The 15,515-nt window shown below is 48.9% G+C and carries 13 protein-coding genes and 1 pseudogene; 5 read left to right on the top strand and 9 right to left on the bottom strand.

The window, feature by feature from the left end:
- The first annotated feature begins 72 nt into the window (after window positions 1–72).
- The 4 genes and pseudogenes from JCM10914_RS05920 (at window position 73) to JCM10914_RS05905 (ending at window position 4,917) form a co-directional block, all read left to right on the top strand.
- Window positions 73–1,464 (top strand): TraB/GumN family protein, encoded by a 1,392-nt coding sequence (locus tag JCM10914_RS05920; protein WP_023958533.1) that lies wholly within the window; start codon window positions 73–75, stop codon window positions 1,462–1,464.
- A 183-nt stretch (window positions 1,465–1,647) separates the two neighbouring features.
- Window positions 1,648–3,486: a UbiD family decarboxylase gene (locus JCM10914_RS05915; protein WP_023958531.1), complete on the top strand. Its 1,839-nt coding sequence runs from the start codon at window positions 1,648–1,650 to the stop codon at window positions 3,484–3,486.
- A gap of 49 nt (window positions 3,487–3,535) precedes the next feature.
- A pseudogene (locus JCM10914_RS05910) lies at window positions 3,536–4,068 on the top strand (GNAT family N-acetyltransferase).
- 249 nt (window positions 4,069–4,317) lie between these two features.
- Entirely contained in the window at window positions 4,318–4,917 is a 600-nt protein-coding gene (locus tag JCM10914_RS05905; RefSeq protein WP_023958525.1) for a YjgB family protein, read from the top strand.
- A gap of 78 nt (window positions 4,918–4,995) precedes the next feature.
- On the opposite strand, the gene JCM10914_RS05900 is transcribed toward JCM10914_RS05905, so the two are convergent.
- The 6 genes from JCM10914_RS05900 to JCM10914_RS05875 form a co-directional block, all read right to left on the bottom strand.
- On the bottom strand, window positions 4,996–5,997 hold the full coding sequence (locus JCM10914_RS05900; RefSeq protein ID WP_023958523.1) for a phosphotransferase: 1,002 nt from the start codon (window positions 5,995–5,997) through the stop codon (window positions 4,996–4,998).
- Window positions 5,998–6,018: 21 nt separating this feature from the next.
- Window positions 6,019–6,636, bottom strand: coding sequence for a TetR/AcrR family transcriptional regulator (locus tag JCM10914_RS05895; RefSeq protein WP_052019659.1), 618 nt, complete (start codon window positions 6,634–6,636; stop codon window positions 6,019–6,021).
- A gap of 36 nt (window positions 6,637–6,672) precedes the next feature.
- A complete protein-coding gene (locus JCM10914_RS05890; RefSeq protein WP_023958521.1) occupies window positions 6,673–7,860 on the bottom strand; it encodes a pectin acetylesterase-family hydrolase in 1,188 nt (395 codons plus the stop codon).
- A gap of 170 nt (window positions 7,861–8,030) precedes the next feature.
- Window positions 8,031–8,471, bottom strand: coding sequence for a hypothetical protein (locus JCM10914_RS05885; protein ID WP_148300183.1), 441 nt, complete (start codon window positions 8,469–8,471; stop codon window positions 8,031–8,033).
- A 35-nt stretch (window positions 8,472–8,506) separates the two neighbouring features.
- A complete protein-coding gene (locus tag JCM10914_RS05880) occupies window positions 8,507–9,136 on the bottom strand; it encodes a copper amine oxidase N-terminal domain-containing protein (protein WP_023958516.1) in 630 nt (209 codons plus the stop codon).
- A gap of 457 nt (window positions 9,137–9,593) precedes the next feature.
- Window positions 9,594–11,054 carry a sulfatase gene (locus tag JCM10914_RS05875; RefSeq protein ID WP_023958514.1) on the bottom strand — a complete coding sequence of 487 codons (1,461 nt, stop codon included), beginning with the start codon at window positions 11,052–11,054 and terminating at the stop codon, window positions 9,594–9,596.
- 247 nt (window positions 11,055–11,301) lie between these two features.
- Here JCM10914_RS05875 and JCM10914_RS05870 point away from each other — a divergent pair, with 247 nt between their 5' ends.
- Window positions 11,302–12,093, top strand: a complete 792-nt coding sequence (locus tag JCM10914_RS05870; protein WP_023958512.1) for an AraC family transcriptional regulator — start codon at window positions 11,302–11,304, stop codon at window positions 12,091–12,093.
- A gap of 31 nt (window positions 12,094–12,124) precedes the next feature.
- Here JCM10914_RS05870 and JCM10914_RS05865 read toward each other — a convergent pair whose 3' ends face one another.
- From JCM10914_RS05865 to JCM10914_RS05855, 3 genes are all read right to left on the bottom strand, one after another.
- Window positions 12,125–12,721, bottom strand: coding sequence for a bifunctional 2-polyprenyl-6-hydroxyphenol methylase/3-demethylubiquinol 3-O-methyltransferase UbiG (locus tag JCM10914_RS05865; RefSeq protein ID WP_023958510.1), 597 nt, complete (start codon window positions 12,719–12,721; stop codon window positions 12,125–12,127).
- A complete protein-coding gene (shc, locus tag JCM10914_RS05860) occupies window positions 12,718–14,634 on the bottom strand; it encodes a squalene--hopene cyclase (RefSeq protein WP_023958508.1) in 1,917 nt (638 codons plus the stop codon). Before shc ends, JCM10914_RS05865 begins: the two co-directional genes overlap by 4 nt.
- Before the next feature lie 81 nt (window positions 14,635–14,715).
- Entirely contained in the window at window positions 14,716–15,498 is a 783-nt protein-coding gene (locus tag JCM10914_RS05855; RefSeq protein ID WP_023958506.1) for a sulfite exporter TauE/SafE family protein, read from the bottom strand.
- Window positions 15,499–15,515 lie beyond the last annotated feature (17 nt).

Here is a 15,515-nt window from a genome sequence, read left to right as displayed (position 1 = left end):
TCTCCGATATGGTATAATCTACTATCGTGGTGACTATTCCCACGAATCATAGATTGAGAGGAGAACTTTGTCATGCAAGAACGAAAACGATGGAGTCGGCTTAAACGCTTTATTGGAACCGGAGCACTGAGCACAGCCATCCTGATAGGAAATGTGTTGCCTCTTCATGCTGCTGAAGCGAATGTGGCCGTTCCCGACATTAGTCCTTGGTCCATCGCGACGCTGAACGAAGGTGAGAAATACGGGATATACCCGATGGACTGGTACTATGATGGGACGTTTAAGCAAACCATCACATCCGAGAAATTCAGCTCGCTAATCAACGCAACGGAAAAGAAGCTGGATGGACTCGGGTTTACTAAGAAGTACGACTCGCTCACCATGCCCGCTTCAGAGGAAATCACACGGAGCATCGTCGTCGACACCCTATACCAGCTGCTGGATCGTTACGAACTGCCGGAATCCTTTGCAATAACGGGTGTTTCCCCTGCCTCGTACTTGCAGCAGAAGGGCATTATTAAAGGCAGTGGCGGCAATACGGGGCTTCAATTAGACCATCCGGCGAGCGTTGAGCAAGCGGTCGTCATGGCAAGCAGACTCGTTGAGTATACGTATGATACGGCTGACGCCGGTGCCGAAGGACTCATGTGGAAAGTGACCAATGACAACAATACCTTATATTTGCTCGGATCGGTTCACATGGGAATCGCCGAGATGTATCCGATGCATAAAAGCATTCGCGAAGCGTTCTCCGCAGCCGACGATCTGTGGGTCGAGCTGGACATCGTTAACGGCGATATGACTTATCTGCAAGAGAAAATGGTCTACAGCGACGGAACCCAGTTGCAGGACCATATCGCCCCGGCCACTTATGAGAAGCTCCAAACCGTGCTTAAACAATTGGGGCTGCCGCTCGATACGTTCAACAGCTTTAAGCCGTTTGCGATTTCAACCACGCTCACTTCGTTTGCTTATTTCGAAGATCCGGCCGACAGCATATTCGCGATGGCTGCCGGCATCGATCAGTACTTCATTACAAACGCGCTCCTGACAGGCAAACCGATTCATGAGCTGGAGGGTGTAAAAGTGCAGGCCGACGTGCTTGGTGATGTCTCCGCGGAAGCCCAGGAGCAAGAACTGGTCGACTTGCTGGACACCCTTTCGTCCAAAGAAGCTTCTGCCAAAATCGCCACAAACTTGAAGCAGATGCAGCTTGAGTGGGTTGCCGGAAATGCTGATGGCCTCAAGGATCAATTAATGGCAGACGGACAGCTTACACAAGGCGAGACGAACCAAAAACTGCTTGGTGAGCGCGACAAGAACATGGCACTTAAACTTGCCGAGCTGTTAGAGCAAGATGGCAAGCATACGTCCTTTGTCGTTGTGGGCGCAGCCATTACGTTATGGATGGCATGGTCATTGACCTGCTCAAAGAAAAAGGTTACAACGTACAACGAGTGTTGAAATAATCCCGAATTCATACCCATCATATCCTGTTGAACATATCTCCTTGCTCCTGAACCGGGGCAGGGAGATTTTTTTGTTAGAAAGACGTAACATCCCCTCGCCTAACCCTAATTGACCTTGGCTGGCAGATTACCGATAATGGTATAAACGACATTATCTTTACAGGAATGGAGCTATGTAATGAGATATCAGAATCTGGAAGAATGCATTTTGGATTTGGAAAAGCACGGTCAATTGATTCGCATTCATGAAGAGGTCGATCCTTATCTCGAAATGGCCATGATCCATATGAAAGTTTACGAAGCAGGCGGGCCTGCGCTGTTATTTGAGAATGTGAAGGGCTCTAAGTACCGGGCCGTTTCCAATCTATTCGGAACGATAGAGAGAAGCAAATTCATTTTCCGCGATACGCTGGCGTCGACCCAGGACGTGATTGCGCTGCGCAACGAGCCGATGAAAGCACTCAAGAATCCTTTTAAATATGTGGGGACTGGATTTGCAGCGAAATCGGCCCTGCCCATCAAGAAATCCAGCGGCCTCCCTGCCGACTTTCAGGAAATTCAAATATCGGATCTGCCGCAGATTCAATATTGGAAGGACGATGGCGGCGCGTTCGTCACACTCCCTCAAGTCTATTCCGAAGATCCGGACAAGCCGGGGATCATGAATTCCAATCTAGGAATGTATCGTGTACAGTTGTCCGGCAATGAATATGATATTAACCGCGAAGTCGGCATCCATTACCAGATTCATCGTGGCATCGGCATTCATCAAACCAAGGCCGTGAAGAAGAACGAGCCGCTAAAAGTCAGCATCTTCATTGGCGGTCCTCCCGCTCATACGATCTCGGCTGTCATGCCATTGCCTGAAGGCATGAGTGAATTGACCTTCGCCGGGCTGCTCTCAGGGCGTCATTTTCGCTACAGCTATGTCGATGGCTATTGCATCAGCCACGATGCTGATTTTGTCATTACGGGCGAGATTTATCCGAACGAGACCAAGCCTGAAGGGCCATTCGGCGACCATCTCGGGTATTACAGCCTGGTTCACGATTTCCCGGTCATGCGCGTTCATAAGGTATACGCCAAGCAGAATGCTATCTATCCATTTACCGTTGTCGGCCGACCGCCGCAGGAGGATACGTCCTTCGGCGAGTTGATTCACGAGCTGACAGGCGGGGCCATCAAACAAGAGATTCCTGGTGTCAAAGAAGTCCATGCGATTGACGCTGCCGGCGTGCATCCCCTGCTCTTTGCAATCGGCAGTGAGCGCTATACGCCTTATCAGAAAGTGAAACAACCGGCTGAGCTGCTTACGATCGCTAATCGAATTCTCGGTACTGGCCAATTGAGTCTGGCCAAGTATTTGTTCATTGCTGCTGAAGAAGATCAGGAGATCAGCACGCACCGGATCGAAGATTTTCTAACTTATATCTTGGAGCGTATCGATCTGCAGCGTGACCTTCACTTTCAGACGAATACGACGATCGATACCCTCGATTATTCCGGGACCGGACTGAATACGGGCAGTAAAGTGATATTTGCGGCCGTTGGGGATAAGAAACGAGAACTGTGCCGTGACGTACCGCAAACATTGAACCAGCTTCCAGGCTATTCACCTGCCAGACTCATTATGCCAGGCATCGTGGCGATCCAGGGGCCAGCCTTTACAAGCTACTCAGCGGTTGAGCAGGAAATGGCTCACCTTAAAGATGCCTTACAAGACCAGGCCTCTCTCTCCTCTTGTCCACTGATCATCCTCTGTGATGACAGCCAGTTTATGAGTGCGACGACCAACAATTTCCTCTGGGCTACATTTACGCGCAGCAATCCGTCGCATGATATTCACGGGGTGAACGTGACTTACAGTCACAAACACTGGGGCTGTGATACGGTCATCATCGATGCTCGAACCAAGCCGCATCAAGCGCCTCCGTTGATTCCGGATGACAACGTGGAAGGCAATATTAAGCGGTTTTTCACTGAAGGCGGCAGCTTGAGCAGCGTTCCGATCCAGTAATTCTCAGGTCCTTGACAGGTATTTCATTTCGTTAGAGAGGGGAATGCTGATGTTTCCTGTAATAGAAACGGAGCGTTTAGTGTTGAGGGAAGTGACACAGGACGACATGGAGGCAGTCTATCGCTGCTTCTCTAGCGACGATGTTACCCGCTATTACGGGCAGGATTCGTTAACTGATCGAGAGCAGCTCGCCAGATTATCGCTTTTTTCCACCAAAGTTACGTGGACAAGCGCGGTGTTCGTTGGGGAATACAACGGAAAGAGCAGCCAGAATTGATCGGAACGATTGGCTTTAATGCCTGGTCGCCGAAACATAAGCGGGCCGAGATCGGCTATGAGCTTCATCCCAGCTATTGGCATCAAGGGTATGCCCGTGAAGCGGCTTCCGCCGTCATTGCCCACGGTTTTGAAGAACTGGGTTTAACACGGATTGGCGCTATCGTATTCTTGGAGAACGAATCGTCGCACGCTCTGCTCACTACGCTAGGATTTACATCAGAGGGCGTTCTGCGGCAGTACATGGTTCAAAACGGCGTTTCGTTCGACACGAGGGTGTATTCGCTGTTGAAGCCCTCCATGTAATCACGCGTCATGACCAAGTTGTAACCTGTGTCTTTACCGCATTCATACGCAAACATGGTATCTTTCTCACAAAACATCCGCAAAACCCATATGTTAACAATAACATAAATGAAATTTCTCTTCATGGATTCGTAACCCAATTACACTGAGGTCCATTATCATGTAGTTATTGAGAGGTCATTGAGAGGTATACGCTGATTAAATGAAATGATATGTGGTAAATACATAGATACAAGGAGATGATTCATCATGGCGAGCAAAAGAACAATTCGGCATGGGGTGGTCGCCCTGACTACTGCAGGGGTGGTTGGATTAGGTGCGATCGGCGTGCCGTCAGTGCTGGCACAGCAGCAACTATCCGCCGCGCCAGCACCTGTAGCTAAAGCCAACGATTATGCAGCCGAATCGGCACTGAACACGTTGATGAGCTTTTATAAACCGGCTCTGAAGGGACAATTCCCCGGAGCAGTCAGCGGATTGACCGTTGGTGCGAGCACCAAGCAGGACGTCTTCAAGAAGATCGGCGAGCCATCCGTTCCTGGCAAGCATGCTGATGATTTTGACCAGTATGGAGCTAATATGGGCAATCCGGGTTATGCCTTCTCTTATAAACTGAACAAACTTCGCGAGATGCGATATTTCGGTACAAATGTGGAACGGCAGACGAATATTGGCGGAATAACGATCAAGATGCTGAAGCAGCACTGGTACGCGCCAACGTCGCAAACGACATTCAAGAACGGTAATTCCAAACAGACGAAGATCACTTATGATCGCGGAGCATATAAGCTGGAGTTCATCTTCAATAATAGTACAGATCTGGATCATATTAATTTGTTGAAGAAATAATGCATACCTGCCATGACCAAAAAAGGGCATCCAGAAAGATCTAAGGATCTAACGGGATGCCCTTTTTTTCGGTAGTTATCAAACCAAATACTGCTCCATCAGCGCCTCGACCCATACACTGCTTTGATCAAGCCGCTCAAAGCTTCCTGCCAATATGGAAATCTGCCTTCGTAATACCGAAGCATCATCGATGCCTTCCAGGTAACGCGTCGTAAAGTGCAGGAATATATCCACCATCCGCAGGCGTATCAACACTGGAATCGCTTTAAGCTCCTCAAGCGTCAGCCGCATATGGCTGCCAAATCCTTGACAGAACATCCTTACAGCCTCAATCTCAACCTCACTCCCTAGCAAGCCTGAGATAATAACAGCCGGCTCCATCGCCCTCACATCACGTGTGCAGAACTCAAAATCAAGTAAGGCCGTTACGTTCCCCGGCAATTGCGGGTCCACCAGCAAGTTCGAGTAGTTCAAATCACCATGAACGAGCTGCTGGGGCAGATTTCTTAATAGGTCAAGCTTGATCATGATATGAAGGTACGCTGCCTTTAAAATTCCAAGCTGCTCACGTAGATCACTGAATTCGGGTGCTGGATGGTCGCAGAAACCACGAATAAATGCTTCAGTACATGCCGGGTAGGACCGCAGCAATTCATAATACGGCGGATAGACAACCGGGTTAGCCACACGAATATGAGCCAGCGCCTGTACAAGCTCTCCTGATTTTTCTCCAAGCGAGTAAGCGGCTTGAACGTTGCTCGCTTCCGGGCGCTCCCCTTCTATGTATGAGAATAAAACAGCATAGCGCTCGCTCCCATCCTGAATCTGTGCAATCTGTTCACCAGACGCTGTTCGGAGCGGTAACGGAACTTTATAACTGAGCGGCAACTGCCGAAGCGAAGCCAGCACAGCTAATTCAAACTCTATTTTTGCCTTATCGCGATGTGTATTGTAGATTCGAAGTACGGTTTGTCCACTAGGATGATCAATAAAATGAGTGGTGTTGTTCCATCCGCTGGGACCGCTTCGAATCTCGCCCTTCCAAGCCGGCCAGAACTCTTGCAGAACACGCTCAATCATGCTTGTCTCACTCCTTGTTGATTATCCGTTGCTTACGGCAACCATAATAAAATCCTTAAATCTCCGGTCGGTTTCATAGTCAGCTTCTGTAGGCGCTGCTCCACATTGGCGTGAGACAATGACCGCCTTCTGCAGGTACGTGAACAATAAATGTGTCGAATGATACAGTTTCTCGAGCCAAATCGCCTGAACCTCTGATGAAATATCGTCTTGACTTAACTGCATGAGCTTACTGTAAGCTGCATTCGTCAGTTGCTTGTATTCTGGCAAATCTGCCGGATTCTTGGAGAGGGTACTGAAGTATACATTAAAAATCGCATCATAGTAGAGAAGTGATTCGGACTGCTGCCGAAGGAGTAGATATCGATTCAATATGGTGTCGAGCGACTCTAACGGCTGCTCGAACCGAAAACTCGACGCCAATTCTCCAAACATTACACTTAGATTCTCAATGTAAATCTCCGCAGCCAGTGCTTCCTTATCCTTGTAATGGTAATACAGCGTTCTTCGGGCAACTCCAGCTGCCCCGGCAATCTCGGCCATATCCGTCTGTTCGATCCCATGGCGGCAAAATAGCTCCAACGCTGCTTGCTTGATCGCCTCACGCGTCATTTGCATCTGCTGCTCTCGTTGTGTCATACGCTGATCATCTCCATCCTAAAGGCTCGCATCTGCCTACTTTTCCCCTTCTTCTAACTCGTTAATGAACATACTCCCCACAGAATACCGCTCCTCCTGATTGATGATATCATCGAGCCACCGCAGTAATGTAATACCATCTTCCTCTGCATCATAAAAAGTATCTCTCGTAGCAAACGTATGCCCGGTCATCCCCGTCTTGTCGTTCATTCCGTAATCCGTTAGAAAAAAATAATAATTCGGTACTGTATCAGCTAACGTTCGAACCGATTGCCGAAGCCGGCGTGTCCACTCTTCAATCTTCTGCCCATCTAGTGGACTATCCATGTCATTAATCCGGTCTTCAAAATGAATCAGAACTTCATCATATACAGAGTAACTCTGCAATAACACCGTATCGCCAGGCATCCGATCGCTGTTGCCCTTGAATGCTGCTCCAATCAAATCTGCCTCAGCAGGGAATCCAAAATTCAGCTCAACATCAGCATCCCATTCCTGATCCAAGATATCCGGCCACTTGTCGCTATATAAAAAAGCACTATCCGAATATTGATAAATATCTGTGGTAGGATAATGCTCGGAAATCTCCCCGGCCCAAAAGGCAGAACCGAACCCTCCCGCGCTTTCCCCGGCAATGAGCAGCTTCTCCGGATCTTTCACATTGGCATACACCCACTCTAAACTCCGCTCTACATTCGTTCTGCCATTATACTCCATCGTAAAGCTGCTTCCGTCCGGCTTGTCATATGCTGCACTGCGATTACCAATATGAAAATCACCCGTGGCATATGGGACATATACCATGTTCCACTCTCTAAACGGGTTATCCTCGCGCTTAGAGTTCATCATGCCGTCCAGAATCGTAAGAAGGTAAGGAGGAATATTGGCGAAGTAATTCCCCAAGTCTTTGCCTGTAAAAAAGTTCATGACCTTAATGGGTTGTGCCGCACTCTTGCCATCCCAGCTGACTCCGCCCCCGGAAAAAAAGATGACCCAGCGATCGCTGGCTCCCTTCTTGGTCAACAGATAGTATGCCGATCCATCGCTGGATTGAACATCGTTACCTAAGTCCACTTTACGCCATGTAAAGGGTTTGGCTTCTGCAAGATCTTCCAGAACGATAGGTTTTCGATTCAACAATAGATACACTGTAGCAATGACTCCGATGATGATTACACCTAGACTAATCCCGATGATCTTTATTACCTTGGCTCGTTGGTTCATTCAGCTCACCCCTTATCAAGTATACCTAAGGGAAACTCATTGCACAATGTGTGCAATGAAATGTTTTTTAGCCATTTCTCATCTTCAAACACCTTGCTTTACGATTTATGCCAAAACAAAAGCCGCCTCTTGGCTAGAGGCGACTTATTCAACGATCTGGTCTTTGAAAATCACTTAGGTGTCGCGGCCACTTTGATATCGTTGTAATACAAGGTGGTCAAGCCTTCAAATCCGGAATCCGTACCTATCAACAAGTAGATCTCGCCTTGTGCATTGGAAGTCACGGTAGCGCTGTAATCAAAGTCTACCCGTTGAAATCCCGCTTTATCTGGATTAGGCTTGGTAATATCTCCGATGACCTTCGCGTCTTCTCCGCTAATGGATTGATTGCCGATATCCACATTCATTCGGTAGTATGGGGTCCCTGCTTCTTCAACCACCACCGCTCTCGGCTCCTTATTCACGATGCCAGCCTTCACGAAGACGGATTCAGCCGGAGCTCCGCCAATACCGACCATACCCCCTTGCTGATCGGTGTACATCGCAAAACTCATCTTCACATCATACGTGGTGTTGGGCGTAAGCCCGCCTACGTTCCGCGATAGGAACATAAACAAATCGTCACTGCGGTTTACCCCGGATAACTTCAGTCCATACTGCTCCTTGCCATCTTCAAGCGGAATAAGTTCCTTGTGTGCTCCAGTTCGTAGATGTCCGGGTCGTAGTCTACCGGCAGGTCGGAGAACCCACCTTTCCAGCCTTGCTTATCAGCAGCAAAATTGTAGCTTCTTTGAATGTGATTCGCTGCATCGGAAGGCTTCGTAACGGTGACGGTGCGAGTGCCGGATTCCCACTTCAATTGCGCCTTCATTAGTACAGCCATACTTCTAACCGGCACGAATACGCTGCCCTTCACCAGCGTCACACGCTCAGGGAGCTTAATTTGTCGTCCGTCAGCATCAATCGCAATATTGGAGTTTACCGTAAGTTTAATATCATCATACGAGGGTCCTGATAACGTCGTGGTCTGATTAGATTGATTCCATGATACATTCGATCCGAGTGAAGTAGCCAGCGCACGAAGGGGTACCATAGAATGACCTCGCAGCTCGTATGGAGCCGTAGTCAAAGCATGTTTACCTGAATCATTCGAATACGATAATTGATTCATCTGAAATTGTACCGATTGCGTGGTTGCTGCCTCTAACGGAGGAGTGAACATCATTGAGGCAGCCGTAGCGGCAATAAGTCCTGATAAAGCTATTTTTTTGTTCATAAAGCTTATGCACCATCCTTTGCTGTGTTATGTTTCAGACGGGGGCTTGTCTGCAGATGTTGCAGTATTTACCTAATTCTCCAATAGAAAAAAGACACCTCATTAAGAAATGTCTTCTTCCATGTCAGGGTACTCTATACATTAACCTGCTTAGTCGGATCTAACACGGTTATTGGAAAATCACTCTGATTTCTGAAGATGCACTCATCCAAAACCCGTTTCCTCTGTCTGTGCAACAATAACCTTAACACCGCGCTCCTTCACCCGCTCGATGGCTTCCGCATCAGCTCTCGTATCAGTAATTAACGCGTCCAGGTCTTCTACATTGCCCGCCTTGGCAAAACCGTCCTTACCGATGACATTTAATCATTTTTTTGATTTTTCTACGTAATCAGACATATCAAAAGGGGCAACCACGTTCTCAGTGGCTGCCCCTCTTCTTTCTTCACTCGTTACTTTACGCAAATTCACGCGGATGACGACGCATAAGCTCTGGGACCGCTTCGCCGCGGCCCGTATTCTTCAAACGTTCGATATACTGCGGCAGATGACCTTTGGCATGATATGGCCCCCCTTCCTTCATCACCGTCCATAACGGATCCACATCGAACGGCATGCTTGCCATCATCTCATCATGCCACTCCATCAGCATATATACAGCCTCCCTGCAAAGATCCGGTCGCGTTGACGCCAGATTATGCTGTTCATGCACGTCCTCCGATATATTAAACAACATTTCTTTATCGAATAGATGATAACCGTCGTGATACGTTCGAATATAGAGCCAGTCCCCAAACCGTACGCTTCGCTGGCATACATGCGCGCATTGGGATACCACGAGATAATCCCGACCTTGCTCCTTACCCGTTCGCAAGCTTTCGGCATAACTCGTACCATCCCAGCTTGGCGCAGGTGCAACATTCATCATATCCGCCATCGTGGGCAACAGGTCCAGATGATAATGCAGTCCTTGATCCGTCAAGCCCGACTTGATGCCTGGTCCACGAATGATCATCGGGATACGGCAGGTTCCCTGATCTGCCGTTCCATGCTCTCCATATATGCCAAGCTCACCCATGTTCTCCCCATGATCGGCGGTAATGATAACGGTCAGGTCCTCCATTAATCCCTTATTGTCCAGCAGGGAAAAGATTGCCCCAATGTGCTCGTCCATATGACGTATGCCGCAATCGTAACCATCGATCATCGTTCGCAGATCATCCAGCGTCCTAATCTCCCCAGGGTGGCGCGGATACTTTGGCGTTACTTCGCTATCGTACATATTGATTTCGTTAACGCCATGCGGCCCGACCTTTCTCTGATGTGCCGCCAGCACTTCTTCATGAATCCAATCGGGAAGAGGTTCATGCTGGAAGGGGTTACCGAACGATTCCGGTGCTCGATACGGTGTATGCGCGTCCCAGAAGTTCACGTACAGCATCCAATTATCCTCATCCGCATTGCGTTCGAGCCAATCCAGCACAACCGGCGAGACCTCCTCTGCCGATTCCAAACCGCCCTTGCCGGTATTGTACATTTCATTAAAACCTGCAAAGAAGGTCCACGCCGAGTGTCGTTCACCGAATGGACTGATCAACGCCATCTTCATGCCTGCCCGCCTGAATAATGCCGGAAAACTCTCTGCAGCCAACTTATCTCGAAAATCCCGCGTTATTCCTTCATGGCGCACGTCCGCAGCCGTACCCCCATGACCAACGACACCGTTATGAATACCGAATTTCCCCGTCATTAAGGCGGTTCTGGAAGGAAAGCATGGGGCATCCGAAGTGTAGTAATGATCAAAGCGAATACCCTCCGCTGCGATCCGGTCAATGTTAGGCGATGTATTACGGTGATAGCCGTAACATCCCAGATGATCCGGTCTTGTCGAATCCAAATCCAGCAATAATACTCTCATATCGCATCAGATCCTCCCTTCTAGCTTCAGTCTGTGTGCGCTTCCACAATCATACCGCCTTGACTGAAATTATAGAGACTGCCACTGGCGAAGTCGATGTACATTTCCGATATTCATTGTACATTTCTACAACGAACTAACACTAACGCTTCCGTGCATTTGCACTATTTCTATGAACATAAGTGATGTAAGTATGCTAGGCTATAGGTATAAAATCACGGCGGGGTGTTACTAGGTGATCCAATTAATGAGCGTGAACTTCGACGATTACATTCCGAACTGGCGGACACAACTCGAGACGATTGCTTACAACGTCTTAGTCGTGGTGCGGGAGGGAAAGGTACGTTACGAGCTGAATGGGGAAGAGGTCCTTGCAGTCAAAGACGATGTGCTCTTTATACCGCAAGGAACAAGGCGAAGCGGTCAGAATTGGTACGGAGCTCCACACCAGAAGCACACGATTCTGTTTACGCTGGCTCACCACGAAGCTACAGGCATTCCGTATCTGGACAAAGGAAGCTACTCAAAGTTCACATTGTCTTCTACTCCATATGTATTTCATTGCTGTGAGCGTCTATATGAGGAGATGCGCGGGGTTAAGGGTTATCGCACCCAGATCTGTCAAGGCATCCTGCAGGAGTTGCTTGGAATGCTCGCTCGCGAGTTCGAAAAAACGGAGCTCCCGCCAAGCAAACGGAAATACGCAGATACCATCCGAACGTATCTATTGGAGCATTATCGGGACCCAATTGAAATTGAATCGCTGGCGAAGTTAATCCATCGCTCTCCCAACTATGCTACGGCTCTCTTTAAGGAAGTATACGGTCATTCACCCATTCGATATATGCACCAGCTCCGCATCATGGAGGCATGCAGCCTGCTGCTTCATTCGGGTATGAGCATCGCTCACATCGCGCAATATCTCGGTTATTATGACACGTCCTATTTTTATCGGATATTTAAGAAGCATACCGGTCTATCGCCATCGGACTATGTGCTGCAAGGGGATCCGCTCGATCTGTCGAAGCTATTCACCTAATGCCATTCTCATTCTATTATCTTTAACCTGTTTAAGGCTTCTGACCGGCAAACTGAATGACATGCGACAATCCTTGATGACCCTGACCTTCTTCGCGAACGACCTCACCCATGAAAAAATGGACAATTCGCCAATCGGCAAAAGGTTCGAGCAGGTCTGCCGGAGTGTATAGAAACGCCTCATCCTTCGGTCCTCCGCTACCATAAGGAATCTGATAGGTAGAGTACACCTCGGTGAGAAAATAACCCCCCGGTTTCACGGCTTCCTTCACACCTGCCAGCGTCTTCGTTCTTAGTTCCTTCGGAAAATGTCCGAACACGCACACAACTTCATCCCATTGCTCCTTCGTCCAGCGTGCCTCGTTGAGATCCACCAGCTCCGTATGAATCTTAACACCGCTTACATCAGCGAGCTTATTCGCTTTGTTCAGACCAGACTCAGCGTAATCCCACACCGTAACGTGCATGCCTTCACGAGCCAGATACACGGCATTCCGTCCCTCGCCCTCAGCAAAGGCCAGTGCATGACCGGACAGATCTAGTTTCTTGTGCATCTCGGCGATAAACACATTCGGTTCTGTTCCGAATACGTACTCTTCTGCTTGAAATCGTTCATGCCATGGATTCATGAATGTAACACTCCTTGTTTACCATATTTCTGCTTATAGTGCCCTAAGGCCAGCAATGACCAGATATAACGGTAGCTGTGGTAATGGGTATAGAAACTGCCCGGAAGTCCGGCGCCCATTGGATATTCGGTCCTCCAGTCGTTAACGTGCAGCAATTCAATCAGAGTGCCCATGCCTTTAATTACGGCCGGGGATGGTTCTGACTGAACTGATATCAGCGCATCTAGCGCCCAAGCCGTTTGTGAAGGATTACTTGCCCCAAGCGGAACATACCGCATGAGGCGGTCACTGGTACACGATTCTCCCCATCCGCCATCCGGATTTTGGATGTGTAATAACCAGTCTGCCGCTTTTCGAATCGTGGGATGATCGGCTGGGATTCCTGTTGCCCTTAAACCTGTCACTGCTGCCCAAGTACCATAAATGTAGCATATTCCCCATCTTCCATACCAGGACCCGTCTTGTTCCTGATTCGAAATCAGCCATTCGGCGCCTCGCTTTATGAACAGATGTTCCGTGCTGAAGCCACAGAAACGGCCGAGATATTCAAGTGTTCGACCGGTTAGGTCTGCCCCCGACGGATCAATCGCAGCCGACTTCGCTCCGTCAATCGCGAGCCAGGTGAGCATCTCTTTGTCGGTGTTTTTTTCGAAAGCCGGCCAGCCTCCGTTCTTATTCTGCATCGATATCACCCAGTTCAATCCGCGACTCGCTGCATGCTGATAGACTTGATCCGGATCGTTGTATGATAAGCCATGAATCGCTCTTAATGCTGCCGTCGTATCATCCACATCTGGATTTAGGGTATTACTCTCCGAGAATCCCCATCCGCCAGGAACCGTACCCCGGTTATGAACACTCCAATCCGCCGTCTTGTCATGCTGCCGTGCCAAAAGATAGTCGGCTGCACGCCTTACTGATGGATGATCTTCCACGATCCCCGATTCCTGCAATGCATACGTAATCAACGCCGTGTCCCAGATCGTGGAAGGGGAGTTCTGAATTGTGGTAGCCTTGAAATTCAGCCGAAACTGTAGTGAGGTTAATCCTTGCACTGCCCTCATAATGACCGGATGCTGCTTATCATAGCCCAAGGCAAGCAAAGCCAGCACCATAAGAACCGTGGTGCTTGCATAGCTATACAGCGTGCCGTCCGATTCGATGCGATCCAGCATGAATCGTTCTGCCTTGCGTAGCGCAGCTTCATGAATAGACCGTGGCGAACCGAGAAGGCGCCGAATTCCAACCCGAATGCTGTCTATGATCTCCCGATGTTCTTGATGCTCCTCCTCTTCTTCAATATGACGAGAAATTTGCAGATCAGACAGGTCCGGGGCCCACTCTGACGTGATGGAGAAGTTCAGGTCTGCCATGATGAGCATGGGGATCAGATGAACGCGCGAATAGCCTGAGAACTCATACAGATTGATGGGCATATAGTCCGGAAAAAGAACGAGTTCCACTGGAATTACCGAAATTGATTTCGGCCATGTTCGCTGACCGGTTGCGGCAAGTATCGCTTTGGTCAGTACACCGGAGGCTTTTGCCAGTCCGCCTTGCGACTGAATGTAACGCCTGGCCCGCACCATGTGTTCGTCCTCCGGTCGGCTATATCCAGAATAGAGCAGGGCATGATATGCATCGATGGATGCGGATAAATTGCCTTCATGCTCATCATAATACCAACGCCAATCCCCACCTGGCTGTTGTTCAGCCATAACACGATCATGCAATTGACGAACGAGTGTTTCATTTTGTATATCCAGTATGCGAAAGAGCATCAAGACGTACGCATCCACCGCGACCCCATTCTCAAAACAAAAATGCCATGACCCATCACGTTGCTGCTTCTGAATCAAAAAATCCGTTAACTTATAAATCTCCGCTTCAACTGCGACGTGCATCTCATCCATAACCTCTACCTCCACCTCACCGTCATGATGAACGTTATCAGTATATGAACGAATCGCTGGTGAAATGATGTCCGGTGTATGTTATAAGATGTCCAACCAGATCTTGATCGCCGTTGCCAGGATCAACACCGCCAGCATGATTCGAAGCACCTTCGTATTCATTTTTTTACCCGCGGCAGCACCCATCGGCGAAGCAATCAAGCTGGCGATTACCATAATGAGTGCGGGCATGTAATCGACCTGTCCTGTCATCAGCTTCCCTGCCATCGAACCGATCGATGAGATGAAGGTAATTGCAAGTGATGTGGCAATGGTCATCCGAGTCGGTATCTTCAACACAACCAGCATGATAGGGACGAGCAGAAACGCACCCGCCGCGCCAACAATCCCTGCGCCGATTCCGACAACAAGCGCTAACACAGCAGCCAGCCACTTGTTGAAAATCACTTGATCCAGGGGGATATCGTCAACACCTCTCTTCGGAATGAACATCATGATGGCGGCGATGAGAGCCAGGAGTCCATAGATGAGATTAATGCCACTCTCGCTCATCAGTTTTGAGCCGAATCCGCCGATGAAGCTCCCCAACAATATCGCAAAGCCCATGTAAATGATGAGGGTTTTGTTTAAGTAGCCGCCTTTGCGGTAGGCCCACACCCCACCGATCGTTGCAAAAAACACCTGTACGGCGCTGATGCCCGCCACTTCATGCGCCGTAAATGCCGCAAGTCCGAACAACGGCGGAATATAGAGCAGCATCGGATATTTAATGATCGAACCGCCGATGCCAATCATACCGGAAATATAGGAGCCGATGAATCCGATAAGAAAAATCGTCATAATGAATGTAAGACTAAGTTCCATCGTGCTGCCCCCTTACA

The organism is Paenibacillus sp. JCM 10914, assembly GCF_001315105.1.
In the GTDB taxonomy this organism is placed as follows: Bacteria; Bacillota; Bacilli; order Paenibacillales; family Paenibacillaceae; genus Paenibacillus_AQ.
The sequence above is the reverse complement of the archived record's forward strand: the minus strand, read 5'-3'. Positions and strand labels throughout refer to the sequence as shown.